The organism is Sinorhizobium fredii USDA 257 (assembly GCF_000265205.3).
GTDB classification, from domain to species: Bacteria; Pseudomonadota; Alphaproteobacteria; order Rhizobiales; family Rhizobiaceae; genus Sinorhizobium; species Sinorhizobium fredii_B.
Genome location: NC_018000.1, coordinates 3,346,681 through 3,368,093 on the forward strand (window position 1 = coordinate 3,346,681; position 21,413 = coordinate 3,368,093).

Annotated in this window: 17 protein-coding genes and 2 pseudogenes; 10 read left to right on the plus strand and 9 right to left on the minus strand. The window is 58.8% G+C overall.

All coding sequences use genetic code 11. The features are described 5' to 3' along the window. Positions 1–52: 52 nt before the first annotated feature. From USDA257_RS36625 to USDA257_RS15515, 3 genes and pseudogenes are all read left to right on the plus strand, one after another. Positions 53–235, plus strand: coding sequence for a hypothetical protein (locus USDA257_RS36625; RefSeq protein WP_153297024.1), 183 nt, complete (start codon positions 53–55; stop codon positions 233–235). Between the two features lie 366 nt (positions 236–601). Then, a pseudogene (locus USDA257_RS34170) lies at positions 602–802 on the plus strand (response regulator); the annotation flags it as partial. A 134-nt stretch (positions 803–936) separates the two neighbouring features. Further along, positions 937–1,143 carry a CsbD family protein gene (locus USDA257_RS15515; RefSeq protein WP_014762710.1) on the plus strand — a complete coding sequence of 69 codons (207 nt, stop codon included), beginning with the start codon at positions 937–939 and terminating at the stop codon, positions 1,141–1,143. Between the two features lie 158 nt (positions 1,144–1,301). Here USDA257_RS15515 and USDA257_RS35520 read toward each other — a convergent pair whose 3' ends face one another. Then, positions 1,302–1,577 carry an integrase core domain-containing protein gene (locus USDA257_RS35520; RefSeq protein WP_420135946.1) on the minus strand — a complete coding sequence of 92 codons (276 nt, stop codon included), beginning with the start codon at positions 1,575–1,577 and terminating at the stop codon, positions 1,302–1,304. Positions 1,578–2,065: 488 nt separating this feature from the next. Here USDA257_RS35520 and USDA257_RS15525 point away from each other — a divergent pair, with 488 nt between their 5' ends. Both USDA257_RS15525 and USDA257_RS15530 read left to right on the plus strand, forming a co-directional pair. Then, on the plus strand, positions 2,066–2,461 hold the full coding sequence (locus tag USDA257_RS15525) for a PRC-barrel domain-containing protein (RefSeq protein ID WP_014763926.1): 396 nt from the start codon (positions 2,066–2,068) through the stop codon (positions 2,459–2,461). A 63-nt stretch (positions 2,462–2,524) separates the two neighbouring features. Beyond that, positions 2,525–2,881 (plus strand): hypothetical protein, encoded by a 357-nt coding sequence (locus USDA257_RS15530; RefSeq protein WP_014762714.1) that lies wholly within the window; start codon positions 2,525–2,527, stop codon positions 2,879–2,881. 46 nt (positions 2,882–2,927) lie between these two features. Here USDA257_RS15530 and USDA257_RS36630 read toward each other — a convergent pair whose 3' ends face one another. The 3 genes from USDA257_RS36630 to USDA257_RS15545 form a co-directional block, all read right to left on the minus strand. Next, entirely contained in the window at positions 2,928–3,185 is a 258-nt protein-coding gene (locus tag USDA257_RS36630; RefSeq protein WP_041414269.1) for a hypothetical protein, read from the minus strand. A gap of 105 nt (positions 3,186–3,290) precedes the next feature. Then, on the minus strand, positions 3,291–3,551 hold the full coding sequence (locus tag USDA257_RS15540; RefSeq protein ID WP_080605607.1) for a response regulator: 261 nt from the start codon (positions 3,549–3,551) through the stop codon (positions 3,291–3,293). A gap of 749 nt (positions 3,552–4,300) precedes the next feature. Further along, a complete protein-coding gene (locus USDA257_RS15545; protein ID WP_014763927.1) occupies positions 4,301–5,377 on the minus strand; it encodes an AI-2E family transporter in 1,077 nt (358 codons plus the stop codon). A gap of 371 nt (positions 5,378–5,748) precedes the next feature. Here USDA257_RS15545 and USDA257_RS15550 point away from each other — a divergent pair, with 371 nt between their 5' ends. The 4 genes from USDA257_RS15550 (at position 5,749) to USDA257_RS15565 (ending at position 10,806) form a co-directional block, all read left to right on the plus strand. After that, complete coding sequence (locus tag USDA257_RS15550; protein ID WP_014763928.1) at positions 5,749–6,837, plus strand: IS630 family transposase; 1,089 nt, start codon at positions 5,749–5,751, stop codon at positions 6,835–6,837. 71 nt (positions 6,838–6,908) lie between these two features. Continuing rightward, positions 6,909–8,123 carry an IS701 family transposase gene (locus USDA257_RS15555; RefSeq protein WP_080605608.1) on the plus strand — a complete coding sequence of 405 codons (1,215 nt, stop codon included), beginning with the start codon at positions 6,909–6,911 and terminating at the stop codon, positions 8,121–8,123. Positions 8,124–9,140: 1,017 nt separating this feature from the next. Further along, a complete protein-coding gene (locus tag USDA257_RS36780; RefSeq protein WP_041414270.1) occupies positions 9,141–9,542 on the plus strand; it encodes a hypothetical protein in 402 nt (133 codons plus the stop codon). A gap of 199 nt (positions 9,543–9,741) precedes the next feature. Continuing rightward, a complete protein-coding gene (locus USDA257_RS15565; protein WP_041415308.1) occupies positions 9,742–10,806 on the plus strand; it encodes a sensor histidine kinase in 1,065 nt (354 codons plus the stop codon). 197 nt (positions 10,807–11,003) lie between these two features. Here USDA257_RS15565 and USDA257_RS15570 read toward each other — a convergent pair whose 3' ends face one another. Continuing rightward, on the minus strand, positions 11,004–11,573 hold the full coding sequence (locus USDA257_RS15570) for a recombinase family protein (protein WP_014763932.1): 570 nt from the start codon (positions 11,571–11,573) through the stop codon (positions 11,004–11,006). 143 nt (positions 11,574–11,716) lie between these two features. Here USDA257_RS15570 and USDA257_RS15575 point away from each other — a divergent pair. Beyond that, positions 11,717–14,686, plus strand: a pseudogene (locus tag USDA257_RS15575) (Tn3 family transposase). 134 nt (positions 14,687–14,820) lie between these two features. Here the strand turns inward: USDA257_RS15575 and USDA257_RS15580 are convergent. The 4 genes from USDA257_RS15580 to USDA257_RS15595 form a co-directional block, all read right to left on the minus strand. Next, positions 14,821–15,984, minus strand: coding sequence for a calcium-binding protein (locus USDA257_RS15580; protein WP_014763935.1), 1,164 nt, complete (start codon positions 15,982–15,984; stop codon positions 14,821–14,823). Between the two features lie 260 nt (positions 15,985–16,244). Next, positions 16,245–17,327, minus strand: coding sequence for a glycosyltransferase (locus tag USDA257_RS15585; RefSeq protein ID WP_041415310.1), 1,083 nt, complete (start codon positions 17,325–17,327; stop codon positions 16,245–16,247). Between the two features lie 71 nt (positions 17,328–17,398). Then, positions 17,399–18,595: a glycosyltransferase family 4 protein gene (locus tag USDA257_RS15590; protein WP_370055510.1), complete on the minus strand. Its 1,197-nt coding sequence runs from the start codon at positions 18,593–18,595 to the stop codon at positions 17,399–17,401. 251 nt (positions 18,596–18,846) lie between these two features. After that, positions 18,847–20,955 carry a polysaccharide biosynthesis protein gene (locus USDA257_RS15595; protein ID WP_223843460.1) on the minus strand — a complete coding sequence of 703 codons (2,109 nt, stop codon included), beginning with the start codon at positions 20,953–20,955 and terminating at the stop codon, positions 18,847–18,849. Positions 20,956–21,413 lie beyond the last annotated feature (458 nt).

Consider the following 21,413-nt stretch of genomic DNA (forward strand, 5'->3'; position numbering starts at 1 on the left):
CGCATTTCGGGTTGCCTGGGCCTATCCATCAGATCCTTCACGTATCAACTTCATGGAATTATGGGAGTCCGAAGCCGACCTGGACCGCGGCCTAGTGGTTTATGCCGCCGACCCTCATAATTACACGCCCCTGACCGGCAATATCCTCGGCAATTCGGTGGATAGGCTCGGCGTCGCTACGCTTAACCACATTGCCTTCGATTACAATGCTGCCGCCCAAAACACGGTACGATAAACTCGTCACGGCGAATGGCACTCCCGATGCGATCGCGCAACGGACAGATGCAATGAGGGACGCCGAGCCGGAGCCTTGGCAATTCTGCCGGCGTAGATCATGTGTGACCAGGACGATGGCAACCTCCCTAACCCTCAAATGCGCAAACGCTAAGTAACCAACGTTGTTCCAGGTGCCGACAATTCACACAAAGATCCGCGTACAGAGATCCGCTGCCTTAACTGACGTATTGGGGTGGTCAGTCATCGAGGCGCGGAAGGCACAATAGGAATATGCGAATGCCACTTTCCGTGAGGATTGCGCTCATCTGCCCGTTTGCGGCGGTATGCCCGCGCTCTGTTAAGAGCGGTCGCACGCACGTAGGATGAGGGCGTCGACCTCTATGGCAAGACATCGCCCAAAATGATTCTGGCGGACATCTTGCCGATGGCAGTTCCGGGATCGATGCGGTCAAGAACATTCTTGCTCAATCTCCAGTGCCGGTGAACTTCATAAACGGCGTTTCCCGAGCGCCTGCTGACTGGTGCGAGACCGGAGCCGGCGTTCCTGGTGACGAAGCCGTTCAATGCGGGTGAAGATTCCGTTTATCGGCGTGAGTTGGAGTCCGCCAAGCCGCCGTTCTGACATATCACTGCGACGGCTCGAACTAATTCAACCGTTGTGAGTTTGTTGTATAGGCGCAAACTCCGGAGAAAACGCATATGGATTGGAATCGGGTCGAAGGCAATTGGAAGCAATTCAAAGGTAAGATTAAGGAGCAGTGGGGTAAGCTCACTGACGACGATCTCGACCAAATCGCCGGTAAACGCGACCAGCTCGAAGGCAAAATCCAAGAACGCTATGGTCTTGAGAAGGACCGCGCGAAGAGGGAGATTGACGACTGGTACAGCAAACAGGACGACTGGTAAGGGTCCCGCTCTGGCATAATCAAGACCCCGCTGTCGGCGGGGTTTCTTATTCGCTCGGTTTGGGCTCTTCCACTGTTCCGTTTGTGCCTGATCGGCGCACACTGATGTTGCTCGCCATTAGTGGGTCTTGCCGAACTACTTGGTGTACAGAAACCTGCCTAGATGTGGAGCCTCAACAGGTTGTCGTCGGTGAGGCCTAGTCTGCTGATCGGCTTGGATTTTAAGCTGCCGTGGGGGCGATGCCAATTGTATCGGTAGAGCCAGATCGGTAGGTCGGCGGCCCGCTGCTCCGATGTTTTGTGGGCCTTGGCATAGGCCCATTCGCGCAGAGCGGTCTGGACGACACGTTCGGCCTCGCCATTGGTCTTGGATGTGCTTGACGGCGAGCCGCCGCAGCGCCTTGGCGCAGCGATGGGAGCGCAAGCTTGTGCCATTGTCGTCATTACGCGATGGACCTTGACGCCATGGGCCGTGTGAAGCGCAAGGCATTGAAGAGAAACCGGAGGCAGGAGCGCCGCGTTTCGTCGGGAAAGATTTCCGAAAGGATTGGGCGGCGGCGCTGGAGGTGTTTCGAGCCTCATTGCAGCGCCGGCGACAAGGACAACCGGCAGGCGGCACGAAACGCGGCATCATCCCGGTCCTTCCGCACAAGGCCAATGAGAAACAAAAGCCGGGCTTCTTCGCCAAGGCCCTTTACATAGGACGCGCCCGCATCGAACAAGCCGTCGGCGAGCTCAAACGCTTCAACGCGTCGCCCTACGATGCGAGAAGACGAAGCGAAATTCCGCTTCCATTTTCGCACTCACAGCAGGCTTCATCTTGGTCAAATCCGTCCACACCGCCCAATTCACTGAGGTCGTTGGAACTTTCGATCGCTTCATGGCGTTTCCGGGTTCCTGAACATCCTCCAAGGGGTGGGACCATGCGACGTATTCTGATTGCTCTTGCAGCTACTACGATGATTGTTGGAGCGGCTGCCGCGCAGACGGCGGAAACCACGACCACCGAAACCTTCATCACCGCCAAGCCGACCGACGTGCTGAGCTACAATCTCGTCAATCTCAACGTCACCAACAATGCCAACGAGTCGATCGGGGAGATCAAGGATCTGGTCCTCTCGGAAGGTCAGCTGGCCGGATATATCGTGTCGGTCGGAGGTGTCCTCGGGATGGGCGAGCGCTACGTTGTTGTCAGCCCGAAGGCTGTCAAAATCACCTACGTCGAAAACGACAAGAAATGGACGGCTGTGATGGACGCGACCAAGGATCAGCTCAAGGCGGCCCCCGAGTTCAAATACGAAGGCCGCTGGAAACGCTAACTCCCGAAAGACGGCTACGCTGCTTTAGCATCGTTCCGTCATTCTCCTATAAGGACACGTTGAATGGCCCAGACTCTTAACCCCGCCGCACCTGGTGTCGGTGATACACAGGAGGCACTAGAAAAACAGATCGCGACGCTTCGCAATGAAGTGACAAAGATCAACAAGATCCTTGCGGAACGAACTGTCGGCGTTTTTGATCAAGCGCGCGAGCGGGCATCCGATCTTTACAATGACGCGTCGAACACGGCCGCGCGCGCAGCGAAGCAACTAGGCACGCAGGTCCAAGCGGTATCAGAGGTCGCTCGAAAGAACCCGGGCGCCACAGCGACTGTGCTTGGCGGGGTCGGCATTGTCAGTTTTCTGCTGGGCGTGGCTGTCGGGCTGACTTTGGCGGATACGCGCCGCCGTTGGTATTGATTCACACTGTTCAAAACTAGGACCGGATAGTCCCAGTTTCTTCCACTTACAAGAAGGCAAGATTGCTCTCCTCATGCAGCAAAACAATACCTTGTACCTGATCATTGGCGGCTTCGTTGTCGCCGTCATAGTCCTGGGCGTCTACCTCTATCGCGAGGAAACGAAGCCGGCCGGCGTTGAACTCCGGCTCGACCAGAATGGCGTTTTCGGTCCAGGAAAACTGAGTGCTGAGCGGATCTGTCAAGCTCCGGGATCGACCGGGAGCGGAGGCCGTCAACCCCATCAGGTCAGCCTTCAGGGACATCTGTTGAGCGCCCCCGATTTCTGCCGATGCGATCGAAGATTTCGTTCGTCAATCATCAATGGAAACTCAATAGACGACGCTCCGCCGCTTTACGCAGAGCGTCGGCTAAACGACCGTTGAGGAGTTGGAGATCGCGGTAATCAACTGCGCTATGGCGAACGGCTTCTCAAGCACGATACTGTTTGGGAACGCCCTTTCGGACGGCCAGTCAACCGCGCCGTGTCCACTGATGTAGACGACAGCTACCTCCGGGTCGATCTCCCGGGCAGTGCGCGCTACCTCCCAACCGTCGACGGCCCTATCCGAGAGCATGATGTCAGTGACCACACCCTTGGCTGCGCCTTCTGCGCTCCTGAGGTACTCCATGGCCTCGTTCCGCTGGAGAAGGCGATGACATTGAAGCCTGCCTCGGTCAGCGCTTCTTCAAAGTCGAAGAGTAACAGCCCTTCGTCTTCCACAAGCATAATCGTAACCGGTTCCATGGCCTTCGACCGTTGCAAGCCCATCCCAATGGCGGGAAACGCAGGCGAAGAGCAACCGTTCCAATGCAACTGAGTCTCCTTTGGACGTTCAATAGGTGACCGTCAACCGCGTCGCTGTAAGTGCCGGCCGGCGAAGTCGCCACCTCGTTTCGTGTCCATGTCCATCCGACCCCTTTGGTGTCTCTTATGTCGGCGTCGTCACCGGGACAAGTAGACGATCGATCACCACGTCGCTGCGTTCGTGAGCTTGATTGTGTCAAGGAGAACGAACTCACGTCAGCGGTATCATGCGTAGCTCAAAATGGAACAAAACCGGGTGCCAAACGTTGTCCAAGGTTGGAGTACAATCACGAGAAAAGCACCGTTCTAGGTACTCCTAGGAGACGTCTATGGATATTACCACGCTTCTCATCATAGTTCTGATAGTTATTCTGCTAGGCGGCGGCTTCTACGGACGAGGACGCTGGTATTAAAACCACGCCAGGATACTTTACTTGTCCACGGAGAAATTTTGGGATTCCGTCAAGCTGCGGTACCACACTGTAGTACAAAACAGCGCTGCAACGGGTCGCCCCATTAATTGAGGTCCACTTTATCCTGCGTCTTGGACGCGAGAGAAGAGTTCAAGAGATATCAGATTTGCTCAGTGGGGTGCCTGCGTTCCTCGACTTCAGCGGTGGTCCACTCAAGGAACAGGCTGTAGGCGACCGCCAACAGCGTTGGCCCAAGGAATACCCCGATGAAGCCAAAGGCGACGACGCCACCAAGGAACCCGAAAAGGCCGAGCAACACGGGCAGGCTGTTGGTCTTGCCGAGGACGTAGGGTCTGAGGACGTTGTCGATGCTGCTGACGAGAAGCAGACCCCATGCTGCGACGAACAGGCCCCACCAAACGGCTCCCTGGACAAAAAACCATAGCGCCACCGCGCCCCACACAAGCGGGGGGCCTATCGCCACGAACGACAGGACAAACGTAAGGAAACCAAGCAATAGCGCCTGAGGCACACCGGCGATCCAGAAACCAATGCCGGCCAGGACGGCCTGGGCGAGGGCCGTGCCGATCAAACCGTAAATGACGCCTTTGACGGTCCCGCCGACGACCGTGAGCAGTTTTCGAGACCGGAGGCCGGCGAACCTTTCGCCAACTTCGCGCACGTAGGCTGCAATCCGCCGACCGTGAAGGAAGAAGAAAAAGGCGATGAATACGCTCATCCCGAGTTCTAAGAGCCCGGCGCCGAGTACCGCTCCGCTGGCTACTGCCAAGTTTGTGGCGGGGCCGATCAGCTTCTTGAGCTCAATGATGAACGCGGGCGCATTGTGGGCCAAGCTCTCCCAATAGGCAGCCACGTTTTCGCCAATGACCGGCAGTCCTGCGACCCAAAGCGGTGGCGCCGGGGGCCCCTGCTCGAGAATCTGGTTCACCGCCGTGAGCAGGTTGCTTACGCTGTCGGTCAATGACGGCACCATCACGGCGAACGGTGCGACGAGAACGAGGGCAACCAGCAACGTCATCACGGCGGCCGCCAGGCTTTTATTGCCACCGACTGCCCGCTCGCACCTCTGGTAGACCGGCCATGTCGAGAAACATATGACCGCCGCCCACAGGATAGCTGAGAGGAAGGGCTGAAGGACGAGAGCGCAACCGAACGCCAGCAGAAGAAGGGCGCCGACCCCGAGAATTTGTTCGATTGGCTTACCGAGGGGTATCATGCCCAACTTTCCTATTGCTTCCGGCCAAATTAACAGCGGGCGAACGCGAGTAGCGGCTCGGGTGGCCATATCGCCGGTGATGTTCGAGCCGCCGCAGAATCATCGAGTATCTCCATTCTTGTTCCGTCGCAGCCGATCGTCTCACTGACGAAAGCCGGTACCTCTAGGCCCATCTTACGACGAGTCGCGCATCCTTCGATGGGCGGCCCCTGGCCGCTGAGCCCGCTGCCAGTATCGCGCTGTCGACATCCCGACACCATCCGCCCGATCCTGATCGGTTGACCTAGGTTCCGTCAATCGGTTGCGGTCTAGTCATCTGGAACTAAAATTCACTACATTGTATGCTTGGCCTCTTCATCGGAGGTTGAGGCATGGCAAATGCGACTGGCCGACCAACGGCCCCATTGGTTTTGAGCGAGGCGGAGCGGGAATATCTGGAGCGACAGGTGCGCAAGCATCGCGTTGCGCGCTCCATGTCGGAGCGGTGCCGGATCATTCTTCGCTGTGGCGAGGGAGTTCCGAGCAAGGTCGTTGCGGGCGAACTCGGCGTGCATGAACATACGGTTGGCAAATGGCGACGGCGCTTCCTTAAAGACCGGCTCGATGGTCTGCTCGACGAAGTTCGCCCTGGTCGGCCCCGAACAATCGACGACGATCAGATTGCGGCTGTGATCGAGCGCACGCTGCGTTCAACGCCAAGCGATGCGACCCATTGGTCGATCCGCTCGATGGCAGGGGCCACAGGCTTTTCGCACACGACAATCCGCCGGATATGGAACGCTTTCGGCCTGCAGCCGCATCGCACAGAGACGTTCAAGCTTTCCAGCGATCCTTTGTTCGTCGATAAGGTCCGCGACATCGTCGGTCTTTATCTGTCACCTCCCAATCGGGCGCTGGTTCTCAGCGTGGACGAGAAGAGCCAAATCCAGGCCCTCGACCGCGAGCAGCCAGTGCTGCCGATGATGCCTGGCGTGCCGGAACGGCGCACGCATTCTTATGTCCGACACGGCACAACCACGTTGTTTGCCGCTCTGGACGTCGCCTCCGGCTTTGTCATCGGCAAATGCTACAAGCGGCACCGTGCCACCGAATTCCTGGATTTCCTGAAGCAGATCGATGCGAGCGTACCGTCCGATTTGGACGTTCATATCGTGATGGACAACTATGCGACCCACAAAACTGCATCGATCAAAAACTGGCTGATGCGACGGCCGCGCTACCACGTCCACTTCACCCCGACCTCGGCGTCATGGATCAATCAGGTCGAACGCTGGTTTGCGGAACTGACCCGCAAGCAGCTCCGTCGCGGCGTCCATACTTCGACTATGCAGCTCGAGGCCGACATCCGAAGCTTCATCGAACGCCACAACGAGAACCCGAAGCCTTACAGGTGGACGAAATCCGCAGACGACATCCTGGCCTCCGTCAAACGTTTCTGCCAGAAAGTCCAGGACTTATGACACGAATTTCGGATTCAGGTGACTAGCATTACAGTTGCATATTTATCTATGGTCTGAATCTATGGGTCTCCATGATTCGGAGGTCATGGATGACAGGTGCATCAATCGAGACTACGCTTGAGCTTTGGGCATCATCGCTGCGTGACGTGAAGGCTCGTATGCGGAAGCTGTTTACGCAGGAGCGAGTTGCAGCATCTGCGAACCTTTTCCTGGACGGCTTGCTGGGTGACGAGCGGCGTAAGACAGGTTGGATGCGCGCTGAGGCGGCCGGTGATCCCGGCCCGTGGCGGCAACAAGCCATTCTGGGTCGCGGGCGTTGGGACGCGGACGGACTTCGCGACATCGTGCGAGAGTATGTTGTCGAAAACCTCGCCACAGATGATGCGGTCCTGGTCATCGATGAGACGGGCTTCCTCAAGCAGGGCAAGACATCGTGCGGTGTTGCGCGTCAATATACAGGTTCGGCAGGCAAGATAACGAACTGCCAGATCGGTGTGTTCGCCGCCTATGTGTCCGCTCGCGGTCATGCCTTTATCGATCGGGCCCTGTACTTGCCCAAAAGCTGGACCGGCGATCCGGCAAGGCTTGCAGCAACCCATGTTCCTGAGGCTGTAGCCTTCGCTACCAAGCCAGGCTTGGCTGTCGATATGATACGGCGTGCGCTGGCAGCCGATGTGCCGTTTTCATGGGTGGCCGCAGATGCGGTGTATGGCGTCGGGGACGTCGAAGGAACCCTGCGCCGAGCCTGCAAAGGCTACGTTCTTGGGGTCAAATCGGACCACCATTTCGGCTCCTGGTCGGGTAAGCCTCCGGTCGCCGGCACAGCTCAGGAGATCGCCCGTGATCTCGATCCAAGTGCATGGCAGCGTCTTTCCGCCGGTGAGGGCACCAAAGGCGCGCGGCTTCATGACTGGGCCTACTGCGAACTCGCCGATCTCGATGCCGACGAATATAACGAGACGAAATCGGGGCTTTGGACCCGTGGCCTGCTGATCCGGCGCAATATCAGCGACGGTGATCTCGCATTCTTCACCACATGGTGCCCGGCCGGGACGGGCATCCAGACGCTCGTTTCCGTGGAAGGCCATCGCTGGGCGATCGAAGACAGCTTCGAGACCGCCAAGAACGAGCTCGGACTCGATCACAACGAAACCCGGTCATGGCATGGCTGGCATCGCCACGTCTCCCTCGTCATGCTCGCCTTCGCCATGATGGCGGTGATCCGATACCGCGCCAATGACGCGACGCCCCAAAAAAGACCGCGGATGCCGACCATCAGGATTTGATCCGCTGGTCTATCCAGGAAGTCCGGCGCATCGCCATCAGACTTGCCCAGCGTCGCATAAACCCCGCCTACGTCATCGCATGGTCATGCTGGAGGCGCGCTCATCAGGCGGCCGCTCGACGTGCTCATCTGAGAACTAAAATGCAACTGTAATGCTAGGGCGTGAACTCATAAACGTGCCCCGCGGATGCTTGCGAGGCCTGTCTCTTGAGCGACGTCTTGCCGGGCTTGGAGGCCGTGAACTGGAAGGGCCTACCTGAAAACATCGCAGACCCACAGCTTGAGGCCGGTTAGCCTTCCCAGGTTCTTTGGCGCGCTGCGGGTTCTTGGACTTCTGGCCGACGATGGAGTTCTTCACAACGGCGTCGCTCAGGTGATCCACCACTGCCGCGATGGCGAAGCCGTCGCCCAGTCGCTCGTAGAAACTTTTCTTTGTTTGCCTGCGCGAACGCGGTTTCCGTCCCCGCCAAAACTGCCACGGAGGCGGCGGTCAGCGTCAGCCCTGCGACCACGCTTCGTTCTTGTGACAGAAGTCCACCTCCTTGGTAGTGAAAGAATGCTGGTCCGTTTAGAACATACCGCCCATTCAAACTTGACGGCGGGCCAATTTAAACTTCACTGGATTTAGATTGGGGCGCAGGGATAAAGTACGGTTAGCATCATCGCGCGTCTAAGTTGTTCGGACGTCTACAAGACTAGGCGATGTCGGCGTGTTACGACTGGATATGACAAACTCGCAGTCAATTATTTGGCTTTCAACGAGCTCGCATCAAACCGAATTTGGCAACGCTGTTAGTGGTGAAAACCTGACGGTTGATCCCCGTCGTGGAAGTCCGCTCTGGGTAGGATTTTCCGTTCGCGTTCGCAATTAGAACGAGCAACCAGCGTACTATACTGACTTCGATGACTACGGGCCTCTCGATGGTATGGGGTTGCCTGCTACACTGAGCCCGTGCCGACCTGGGGAGTACTGGGGCGGGTTATGCAAAGAGATACTGTTTCGGACCGAGGTTCAATCATGATCGAAAACCGGCTCACCATCCTGAATCTTTACGAGCTGAAGAAGACACCGGCAGACTTCGAGATTGCGGTGGGCGCGCTGGCAAGGCGGGTCGAAGCCGAAGGTCATCCGGGAGTCCTGTCCTACAGGTTCTTCGTGAACGCATCGGAGAGGACAGCGCGCGGCGTCATCGACTACAATGATCCTGACGCTTGGATCGGGCACCATGACATCGCCATGAGGTGGCCCGAAATGACCGTGTTGCATGCGGCCGCGACGTTGGCGGAGGTCATCTTTCTCGGCCCGCTGACATCCGAAATCCAGGCCTGGATTGAAAGCTCGGCGCTGACCGCACGAGTTCGTAGCGGGAGTATATTTGCAGGCGGATTCCAGAGGCTGAGTGGCTGGTCGAACGAATGACTGGATGGGGTCACGACTTCCCCTTCGGACACTTCGGCGGAAGGGTAGAAAAGGGGTCCGAGTTGTATTCGCCTCGGGTACCAAGCGTTGATTTTCACCACTAGGTCAATGACATTTAGCGAGGAATCATAATATACGTTGAAAATAAAGCCTTCATTGCAAACAAGTGATCCGCGGCCAGGATTGGATCTATTACGCCATGATCGATTTTCAAAATATTGAAGACGCACAGACGTTGGCGCAAGCAATTGTGAATACCATTCCAGAGCCCTTTATTGTGCTCGACGACCAGTTTTGTGTGCTGGCTGCCAGCCGTTCCTTTTATGAGACGTTCAAGTCCGATCCCGAATATACAAGAGGCCGTCTGCTTTACGCGCTCGGTGACGGCCAATGGGACATTCCCGCCCTGCGCGTTCTTCTGGAGACGATCATTCCCAAACATGTCTCGATGGATGGCTTTGAGGTTGCGCATGATTTTCCCGATCTCGGCCGCCGGATCATGCTGCTTAACGCCCGACAGGTCACTTACGGGAGCCGCTCGACGATCCTCCTGGCATTCACTGATGTCACGGAACGCCGCAAGATCGAGTGGGAAAGGGAAGAGCTCCTTAAACAGACAGAACAGTTGCTCCATCAGAAGGAAATCCTGCTGCGGGAAATGCAGCACCGCGTTGCCAATAGTCTCCAGATCATCGCCAGCATATTGCTGTTGAAAGCCCGGGCGGTCACATCCGAGGAAGCACGCCGCGACTTGCGGGATGCCCACCAGCGCGTAATGTCGGTCGCAGAGGTGCAAAGGCACCTCCACGTATCCGGCATCGACCAGATCGAGGTCGCTTCCTACCTGACGAAGCTTTGCGGCAGCCTGGCTTCTTCGATGATCGGCGAAAGTCAGCCCCTTGCGATCAAGGTGATAGCGGACGAGGGAAGGATGGGGTCCGACAAGGCTGTCGGCCTGGGACTGATCGTCACCGAGCTCGTGATCAATGCTATAAAATACGCGTTCCCTGTCGCCAAGCCGGACACCGTGATCCTCGTTACCTATGAGATTAGGGGCCCGGATTGGCAGCTGATCGTTTCCGACAATGGTGTAGGAAAGCAAGCTGATAGTGCAGTCGAAACAAGTGGCGGGCTCGGGACTGCGATTGTCCAAGCTCTTGCGAAACAGCTCGACGCGCGAGTGGACGTGGTCAGCAATTCCACCGGCACGAGCGTGTCGGTCACGCGAGCGAGCTTCACGTCGCTATTGCCGCGCGGGGTGTGAACTGCTTTGAGCCATCGGCACGTTCTGCATGTTGACGGGTTCCGCTTACCGCCAAAGGCGAAACCGATGCCCGAAGATAAACGACATCCACCGGCAGCTCACAGCATTGGGCTCCGAGGTTGCGGGCCTGATCAGAAAAGTGTCTGGTCAATCGAATGGCGAAAGCTCGGAAACGCGCAACGTAGGAGCGAGTTGCGCTAGCCAGGGCGGCTGATGCCTAGCCGGCGCATTTCGCGATAGACCGTCGAACGGCCAAGGCTAAGTTGCTTGGCAGCCTCCGCCGGAGGCGTTTTCGCCTCGATCAGCTTTATGGCCGCATCGACCTTCTTCATGTCGAGCGGCCGGCGTCCGGGCCTCTTTCCCTTCGCTCGCGCGGCGGCAATGCCATCCTTTGTCCGCTCTGAGATCAATCTGCGTTCGAAATGCGCAATGGCGCCGAACACATGGAAGATCAGCTCGCCAGCGGCCGAGGAGGTGTCGATCTTCTCCTCAAGGCTGAGAAGGTCGATCTGCCGCTCCCGCAGCATCTTTACCGTTTCCAGCAGCTCCGCCAGTGACCGCCCGAGTCGGTCAAGCCGCACGACGGCGAGCGTGTCGCCAACACGGGCATAGGCCAGCAGTTCGGCCAGGCCAGGCCGATCCATGCTCTTGCCAGATTTGATGTCGGTGAAGACCTTAATGGCGCCGGCCTGTTCAAGGCGCATGGTCTGACCGGCGACATCCTGATCGCCGGTGGACACACGCGCGTAACCCAGAATATCCCCCATTTTCCTGTCTCCGAAACGGCCATTCTGTGGACAAACTTCATTGATCTGTGGAACGGCTCTGATTCCGTCCACAGAATATGTCTCTTTACCCTTGTGTGTCCACAAAATCCATGAGCCTTTTATGGACGTCGGGAGGATGGCAAATGCGGAAGCACGAACTGCTGACCGAAGCGGAGCGGGTACAGTTGCTGGGAGTCCCGACCGAGCGCGACGATCTCGCCCGGCTTTATACCTTTGAGCGCCGCGACCTCGACCTGATCAGGCTACGCCGGGAGGACCGCAATCGCCTCGGTCTTGCTCTACAGCTTGCGCTGTTTCGCCACCCTGGCATGACCCTCGCCCAGATTCTTCTGCGATCCACATCGCTCCCTGAGGAACTTGTATCCTTCGTCGCCCAGCAGCTGGACATACCGGCGGCCTCGTTCGCCGACTATGCAGGCCGGGAGCAGACAATGACGGATCACGCCCGCGAGCTCGCCGCTGCGGTTGGCCTTCGCGGCGCAAGCAGAACCGATATCCCCTTCATGATCGACGCGGATGCCGGGGCCGCTTGGGACACCGATAGAGGCATGGCGATCGCCGCCGGCATCATTGCCGCGTTGCGCCAGGCGAAAATTCTCCTCCCCGCGATCTCAACCATCGAGCGCGCCGGCATTGCGGGCCGGGCGCGGGCCAGGAAACAGGCGGCTCATGCGCTTGTCGCCGGTCTTCGCCCGGAGCAACTGGACGCGCTCGATGCCCTTCTGATCCCCCATGCCGGCAAGAGTGCCATCCCGCTTACGTGGCTCAAGACAATCCCGACGACGGCAAAGCCCGACCACGTCCGCGACATTCTCGATCGCCTGCGAATGGTGAGGGAAATCGGGATTCCGGCGAAACTGACCGCCGCCGTGCATCCCGACCGATATCGTCAGTTCGTGCGCGAGGGGCGCGCGTCTCCTGCCTAACTACTCGAACGCTACACAACATCACGCCGGCGCGCGACACTGGTCGCTTGCCTGATCGATCTGGAAGAGCGTCTGACGGACGCCGCCATTGGCTTGGCCGACAAGCTGATCGGCAATGCCTTGAACCGTGCCCAGAACAAACAAAGCCGGCGCTACGCTGCCACCGCCAAGGACGTCGGCCGACTGATGCGCTTGTTTCACGGGACCATCGACGCACTTTCCACCGCTCTCAACAAAGACTCCGACCCGATCGAGGCGATCGAAGAGACAGGCGGCTGGGCGAACTTGATCAAGGTAAGACCCGAAGTCGTAGTACTCGCTGAGACCGCGGATGTCGATCCGCTCATGGTGGCGGTGGACCGCTATGCGACACTGAGAAAGTTCGCCCCCGCGCTGATCGAAGCGCTCGACTTCAAGGCCGGACGAGGAAGCGCCCGGACGATCGCCGGCATTCATTTGCTTCGCGATCTCAACAGATCGGGCAAACGAGATGTGCCGCCCGATGCGCCAATGCTCTTCAAGAAGGAGTGGCGCAAACTCGTGATCGGGCCGGACGGCAGGGTCAATCGCCGGCTCTACGAGACCGCGATGCTCGCTCACCTGCGCAACAAGCTGCGTTCAGGCGACGTCTGGGTCGAGCGATCTTCCGCCTATCGGCGTTTCGACAACTATCTCCTGCCGGAGCCTGCCGCCGCGCCGATAGTCGCCGAACTCGGGCTGCCAACGGCAGCCGAGGGATGGCTCCAACAACGTGGCCGCGAGCTCGACTGGCGGCTGAAGAAATTTGCGCAGCGCCTCAAACGGGAGCAGCTCGAAGGCGTGCGCTTTGTCGAGGATCGGCTGCAGATCTCGCCGGTCAAGACCGCGGTCCCCTCCGAAGCGGAAGCGCTTGCCGATCGGCTTGACGCGTTGATGCCACGCATTCGCATCACCGAACTTCTGCACGAAGTCGCTCGCGAAACCGGCTTCATGGCGGCCTTCACAAACCTGCGCACCGGCGAACGCTGCCCCAACGAGAGCGCTCTTCTCGCCGCCATTCTTGCCGATGCCACCAATCTTGGGCTCTCCCGGATGGCGGCCGCCAGCCAGGGCTTGACGCGCGATCAACTCATCTGGACACAGGATGCCTATGTCCGCGAGGATACCTATCGGGCAGCGCTCGCTACCATCATCAACGCTCAACATCGCCTGCCGATCGCACGGAGTTGGGGCGATGGTACGACGTCAAGCTCGGACGGGCAGTTCTTCCGCGGCGGAAAGCGCGGCGCCGCGGGCGGCGACATCAACGCCCGCTACGGCGTTGATCCCGGTTTCAGCTTCTACACCCACGTCTCGGACCAGCACGGCCCTTATCACGTCAAGGTGATTTCGGCGGCGACGCACGAGGCGCCCTATGTCCTCGACGGCCTGCTTCACCACGGGAGCAATCTCTCAATCGTCGAGCATTACACCGACACTGGCGGCGCCACCGATCATGTGTTTGCGCTCTGCGCCATGCTCGGTTTCCGCTTTTGCCCGAGACTACGCGACTTTCCGGACCGGCGGCTGATCCCGATCGACCACCCTGCGAGCTACCCGACGATCGCGCCGCTTCTCGGAAAACGCATCCGCGCCGACGTCATCGGCGAGCATTGGGATGACGTCATGCGGCTCGTCGCCTCGCTCAAGGCCGGCCATGTCGCGCCATCGGTGATGTTGCGGAAGCTCGCCGCCTATGAGCGCCAGAACCAGGTGGATATCGCCCTCCAGGAAATCGGCAAGGTCGAGCGGACCCTGTTCATGCTCGACTGGCTGGAGAACCCGGCACTGCGCCGCCGATGCCACGCCGGGCTCAACAAAGGCGAGCAGCGCCATGCCCTCGCGCAGGCCATCTATACTTTCCGTCAGGGGCGCGTCATCGATCGCAGCCATGAGGCCCAGCAATACCGGGCGTCGGGCTTGAACCTCGTCATCGCGGCAATCGTCTATTGGAACTCGATCTATATGGCCGACGCCGTGGCGCACCTGCGGGCACAAGGCGAAATTGCCCCCGACGATCTCTTGACCCATACCTCACCGGTCGGATGGGAGCACATCGCTTTCTCCGGCGATTTCCTTTGGGATCGTGCCGCAAGTGCGACCGGTCGGAAACCGCTCAACCTGACCGGAAAACAGCGAGCAGCGTGACGGCGTTCAGGCTTCGTTCTACCTTAGCGTTGTTTAGTGGGAAACCAACGCTATGCCCTCTTGAAGGCGACACACCGCAAGGCGTGTCGCCTTCCCGAATTTATAGGTGCGTCACGGCCTCGTGGCGATCTGCATCAGGCGAAGAGAAAGTCGCCTCTTGAAAAACTAGCGGCGCTCAGAGTGCCGTTGGGGTCGTCCAAGAGAATGGAGAATGCGTTGCCGCCGGAGCTGTGACCCTTTATCAACACGCCGCCGCCGGAGGTATCATAGGCATAGACGGTGCCGTTGCCGCCGGAGCTGGAATACTGGGTGACTCCAAGTTTCTCGATCACCAGGCAATCGACCCCATCCTGGAAATCCATGATCATGTCCTGGCCGCTGAGCGCGGGGGTTGCCTTGAAGACGAAACGGTCGGAGTCGGCACCGCCCCAAAGGATGTCGCTTCCCGCTTCACCGATGAGAGTGTCCTTCCCGGCGTCACCGCGCAAGGTGTCATTGCCATCGCCGGCATAGATGAGGTCGACACCGTTGCCGCCCCTGAGCGAGTCCGCGCCGCCTTCGCCAGACAGGATGTCGTCGCCGTCATCCCCGAAGGCGATGTCGTTACCGTCACCGACCGAGATCCTGTCGTTGCCGATGCCGCCGTGAGCTTCGTCGATTCCAATTTCGGAATCGAGCACGTCATTGCCATCGCCGCCATCAAGATAATTGTTCCCGTCGCCGCCATCGACGATGTCGTCGCCGATGCCGCCATAGACGCGGTCGTGTCCCGACTGGCCCTTCAGGGCGTCATTGCCCGCTTCTCCATAAATTGTATCGTTGCCAGCGCCACCCGAGACAGCCTGCTGCGTCAGCTTTCCAGTTGCCGGATCTATGCGATTGTTGAAGCCGTCATTTCCCGAGCCGGCATAGATGAGGTCATCGCCATAGCCTGCGTCGATATATTCTTCGCCTGCTCCACCGTAGATCTTGTCGTTTCCGCCGTCGCCCAGGATATGGTCGTGACCGTCACCACCGTCGATGATGTCGTTGCCGTCACCGCCTTCGAAGATATCGTTGCCCAAACCACCGATGAGCGTATCGGTCCCAAGCCCACCCTCGATCCTGTCGTTGCCGTCGCCGCCTTCGGCATAGTCGTCACCGAGGCCCGCCTTGATGTGGTCGTTGCCGAGCCCACCGAAAAACCTGTCATTGCCAGCTCCGCCGTCGAGATAGTCGTCGCCGGCATAGCCCCAAAGCTCGTCGTCGCTGAGAGCCCCGCGGATCGTGTCGGACAGAGTGGTTCCCTTCAATATCATCCTCATCTCCTAGCTGTTGCAGGAGGGCCGATAGTTTCAGAATGGGGCGCAAACGTGAACTGGCGCAAAAATGTGAACTAAGGTCTTAGTTTAGTTACCCTCGTCACAAGAACACACAGTTCTACAGGGAAAGAATATTTACTACCTATTTTAGAAATGATCAATGGGCATTCAACCGAATTGAAGACGCCAACGGAGAACCGAGACCGCTTATCGATCTATAAATGCTCGGCCACAAATCTTCCTGATTTCAGTCTTGGTTAAGGCGCTAGAAAACTTGCATATTTTGCCCTTATCGCGCTGATCTCGTACTCATTTTCGACACGCTCTCGGGCGTTGCGCGAATAGCGGGCATATTCGGTCGGGGAAAGGTCGAGGATTTCGCGGATCGCCTCGGCGAGTGCCTCGGGGTCGCATGCGGGTACGGCAATGCCCGCATTTCCGGCGATGGCGGCGGCATCGCCGACGTCCGTCGTGACGATCGGCTTAGCATAACTCATCGCTTCTGCAATCACGTTGGGAAAACCCTCGGTCCTCGACGACAGCACCAAGGCGTCGATGCTGCGGTAGTAGGAAGGCATGTCGGAGATTTCACCCTTGAGATCGATGACGTGCTCAGGCAGACCCGCTTCCACCATCAGGTCGACCACAGCGCGGTTGTCGTGGGAAAGCCCGTTGCCGGCCGCAGAAAAGACCGCTTGTGGGTGCGTCTTGCGAACGGCAGCCACGGCTTTGAAGAACGTGGCGTGATCCTTCTGCGGATGAAATCGGCCGACGATACCGATCCGGCGGGCGGTTGTCGCCTCAGTGGGACCGATCCGCGGCAACTCGAAGCCGTTCGGGATGGCAACCATGTTCCTGTTTGCGTAACCGTAAGCTCGATGTAACTCGAGGGCGCGGGCGCTATTGTAGATGATACCGGCAGGCTGGCTCGACAGGAGCTTTGCGCCGGCAATCGCGAGGCGTGAGCTGCGTGTAAGCGAAGCGGGATCATCCAAGGATTGGCGAATATTCCAGTAGATCGGCACACCACGCCCGGCAAGGCGGGCCGCGATCGTGCCAACGATCATCGCGTGGTACATCCAGCACAGGATCACATCGGGTCGTTCCTTGCGGATAACCCGAGCGAGCCGCAGGATCGCGCCCGGAAGCGCGGCGGGGGACGAGGCGGCCAGCGATACATAGGCAACTCTCGGATTGTCAGCGAGGTTGCGATTCCGATCCGAGACACCGATCAGCGAAACGACGACAATACGCTCATCTGCGGCACCGTGAAGGAGACGTGCGAGCATGGTCTCGGCACCCGCACTGGCCGTGAAATTGGTGATAACATGCATGATCATCGCGGCCGCTCTATCTTCGGCGCTGCCCATGCATCCATCGGAGGAACGATCTGCTGCGCCATGAACGTCCATCAATCGGTCAAGCCCATGCCGGCAAAGAGAATTCGGTTGATCATGTGCACATCAAATCTGGTTTCCGCGAGTTCCCGCGAGCGCCTGCCCATCTTTACGGCGACATCCGGATCGCGCGCAAACGACGCCATCGCATCCGCAAGGGCGGCGACGTCGAGCGGCTTCACGGTCATGCCGTTCACACCCGGCTGCACCGTATCGCGGCAACCCGGCAGATTGGTCGTGATCACCGGTCTTCCGACGGCCAGCGCTTCGAGGATGCTCCGCGGAATGCCTTCGCGATAATAGGAGGGCAGGACGAAGACATTGCATGCCGCTAAGTAAGGGCGCACGTCGTCGGTGGTGCCAAGATACTCCAATACGCCTTCGCCGACCCAATCGTTGATCTCTTGGCGCGAGATTGCCGTCGGATTGCTGTCGAAGTGACCGAGCAATTGAAATCGGGCATCGGGGAAAGTGCGTCGCACGATCCTTGCGGATTCGACATATTCCACCACCCCCTTGTCGCGCAGGAGCCGTGCGATCATAAGGAAGACGGGCCCGCCGGGAGCCGCTCGCGCAAGGGCAAAGTGCTCCAGATCGACGCCGGATCCGGGGACCATCGTTGGCGTTAAAGCGTCCGGCAACATACGGTAGCGGCGAATGTCTTCCGCATCCGCTTCGTTATAGACAAAAACGACCCGCGCGCGCTTGAACGCCAGGCGATATAGCCGGACGCACAGGTGGCGGATGGCCAACGCTTTGAACGAGCGGCCGCCAGCTTCGGAAAAAATGTGGCCGAGACCCGTGATGAGGAAGCAGCGTTCCTTGATCCCGAGCGTTCGGGCGGCGATGCCGGCATAGATGATCGGTTTCATCGTATAGGGCAGGATCATGTCAGGCTTCAGGCGCTTTAAGTGTTGCCGCAGCGACCAAAATGTCCGGATGTCCTCCAGCGGGTTGAGGCCGGTTCGGGCCATGGGAATGCGAATGAAGCGCACGCCGATGTCAGCGAGCGCCTGCTCGACTCGCGGGTCGTGCTCGGGAGCAAAGGCTATGACGTCATGTCCGGCGCAGACCAGGCGCTTCAGCAATTCCAACCGAAAAATCGTGAGAGACGCCGCCAGGCTTGCGACGACGGCGATCACGCGTCTGCCCGCTGGAGGGTATGCAACATCGGGCCGACCCGTCGAACAGGCAACGTCTTCTGTTTGCATGCGAGCAACATGTTCAGCGGAACTCAAAGCCGACCTCCCGAATGGACAGCCGGATTGCGTCCCGTGTGCAGAGCGAGGCGTGAATGTCGCCGCCACGCTCCGGCGCCGGTTTCGGCAGCGCTGCTCGGTGGCACGCCCGAGCCTGAGACGAGGATCTTGGCGTCAGACGGTTTTCGAGAGAACGGCCCCTTTGTGGCCAAACCCCTGTGACCAGTAATGGAGTTCAGGCGAACCGCGCTTCTCATTTTCAATTAATCCGGCAACCGAAGCCCTCCGCGGGCGCTCTTTTGGTAGACTTGTCGCGGTGCAGGCCCAGCCTTGCTGCGGCTTTTCGACTGGAGCCGGCCACGCTTCTTCTTCATGGCGGGAGGCTTCGTAACGGCGGCCTCGTGCTCGTAGCGCGGAAGCAGTTCGCGCATGACGGCCACGACGACCGGATCGTTGCCCCGTTCCGCGTGGCGCTGCAGACGGGCGAACGCGTCCCGCAACGTGGGCAAGGGAATCGGCTCCGGAACCGCGCCCAGAACGCCCGGCACCGGCGACGTTGTGCGCTTGTCGCTCTCGTCGAAAAGTTCCTCGTAGAGCTTCTCGCCCGGCCGGCAACCGATGATCTTGATCTCGATGTCCTGGTCCGGGGTGAAACCGGCCAGCCGGATCATCCGGCGTGCAATGTCGACGATCTTGACCGGCTCGCCCATGTCGAGAACGAAAATCTCTCCCTGTCCGAGCTGTTTTTCAAAACCGTAGGCCGACGCCTGCAATGTCAGTTCCACGGCCTCACGGATCGTCATGAAAAAGCGCGTCATGCATGGATCGGTGACGGTCAATGGGCCGCCTCTTGCAAGCTGACGCTTGAAGAGCGGGATCAGCGATCCGCTTGATCCCAGCACGTTGCCGAAGCGAACAGTCATGAACCGCGGACCTTTGCCGGTTTCGTGACCCTCCAGGTCGAGCGCCTGGCAATAGAGCTCCGCGAGGCGCTTCGTCGCACCCATCACGCTTGTCGAGTTCACAACCTTGTCAGTCGATACCTGGACCATGGCAAGGGTGCCGTATTTCTTTGCCGCATTGGCAACGTTCATAGTGCCGATGACGTTCGTGAGGACGCCCTCGCACGGATTCATCTGCACCATAGGCACATGTTTGAGGGCAGCAGCATGGAAGACCAGCTCGGGCCCGTGTCGCTTGAAAATTTCCTCAACACGCTGGCTGCGACGGACGCTGCAAAGGTAACTCCGCCGAGACAGCTTCGGGAAGGTCTCGGTGAGCGTCATGTCGATCGAGTAAAGATTGTATTCCGAATTGTCGACCAGCACGATCTCCGCCGGCTCGCACGCAGCGACTTGCGAGGTCAGCTCGCTGCCGATCGATCCGCCGGCTCCGGTGATCAGCACGCGCCGGCCACGAACAAGACGGGCGATCGCCTCGCGGTCGAGCGCCGCTTGTGGACGCTCAAGGAGGTCGGTGAGTTCGATCGACCGCAGTTCGTAAGGGTTGTCTCCTTTGGCGTGCTTGAGCTCGGTCAGCTGCGACAGGCGCGACACTGCAATGCCGAGCCTTTCGGCGGACCGCAGCAGCTCGCTCGACGCGGTTTCGCCGAAGTTCGCCGGAGCTTCCGTGAAAACGACGTGACGCGGCCGCTTATCGATTTGCTGCAGTTCCGCCACGACCTGCTCGAAATCCTCGATCCGCCCCGCGATCGGTACGCCACGAAGGCTCATCCCGAGCTGGTCTGCATTCTTGTCGAGGCAGGCCACCGGCACATGAGTGGCGTTTGGATCCCGGGCGAGTGCGCGCAGATAAAGCTCGGCGGCGTCGCCCGCTCCGACGAGCAGCAGCGGGACTTGGTGGTCGTCGCCCGCCCCCTTGCGCCCATTCTTGAAAACGGGCCGCACCAGCGGGAATTCCTCGGCGCGAAAGCTCAGCCGCGCGGCGGCGAGGAAGGCGATCAGAAGGAGCGACTGCATCGGCACGACGGTTCGCGGCATATCGATCAGTCTTGTCGAAAAGAACAGGAGCGAGATGAGCAACAAAGATGTGACGAGGACGGCGCGAAGAATGATCAAAAGATCGGAGATGGAGCCATATTTCCAGTTTCGGCTATAGAGGCCGAACAAGGGGAAAATGAATGCGCAAATGGCGAGGTACTGAGCACCGGACCACAACAGGACAGAGGCGGTTTCAGGCCTCGTACTGAGCTCCGCAAAGCCGTAACGCAGCAACAGCGCCACGGCGAGCGCAATGACTGCGGAGCCAAGGTCGGCAACATATAGGGCAGGGTATTTCTGAACGCTGGAAAAGGCCCGTCGTAGACGCCGAAAACCGATGTCGATGGCCGCACCGCATACCGCCAGCAGCATTTTGGCCGATGATCTTGCTGCTTCGCCTCTCGGCAACATTAGGAAACTATCGCGCACTGCCTTCGCGGCGTCGTAAAAACGCTGCATGACGGCCCCTTCCTAATATCTGCAAGCCTGTCGTCCCGGCGAACGAAAACCGCACCTCCCCAAGAAGGCTAAGGGTGGATCAAGAACGGTGCGTCTGTAAGTCTTGTCGTCGACCAGGTCGAAAGGCTTGATAAAACTAATTCGACAAAAGATTGCGGATCGCGATATGCTAGATCGCGATACAAAACGAACTATGCTAAAAAAGCACTTAATTAGCGGGTTGTAAATAGTCTTCAGTGCATCGGCCCAATTATAGTTTTCCACAAAAATTGACCGGCTGCTGAGAGGTTGAGCGCCTCCGGTAAAAGCGGGCGCTCCACACGAAATTTTGCCGTTCAAGGTGTCGATGAGGGCATGTCGGTCGGCTTGTC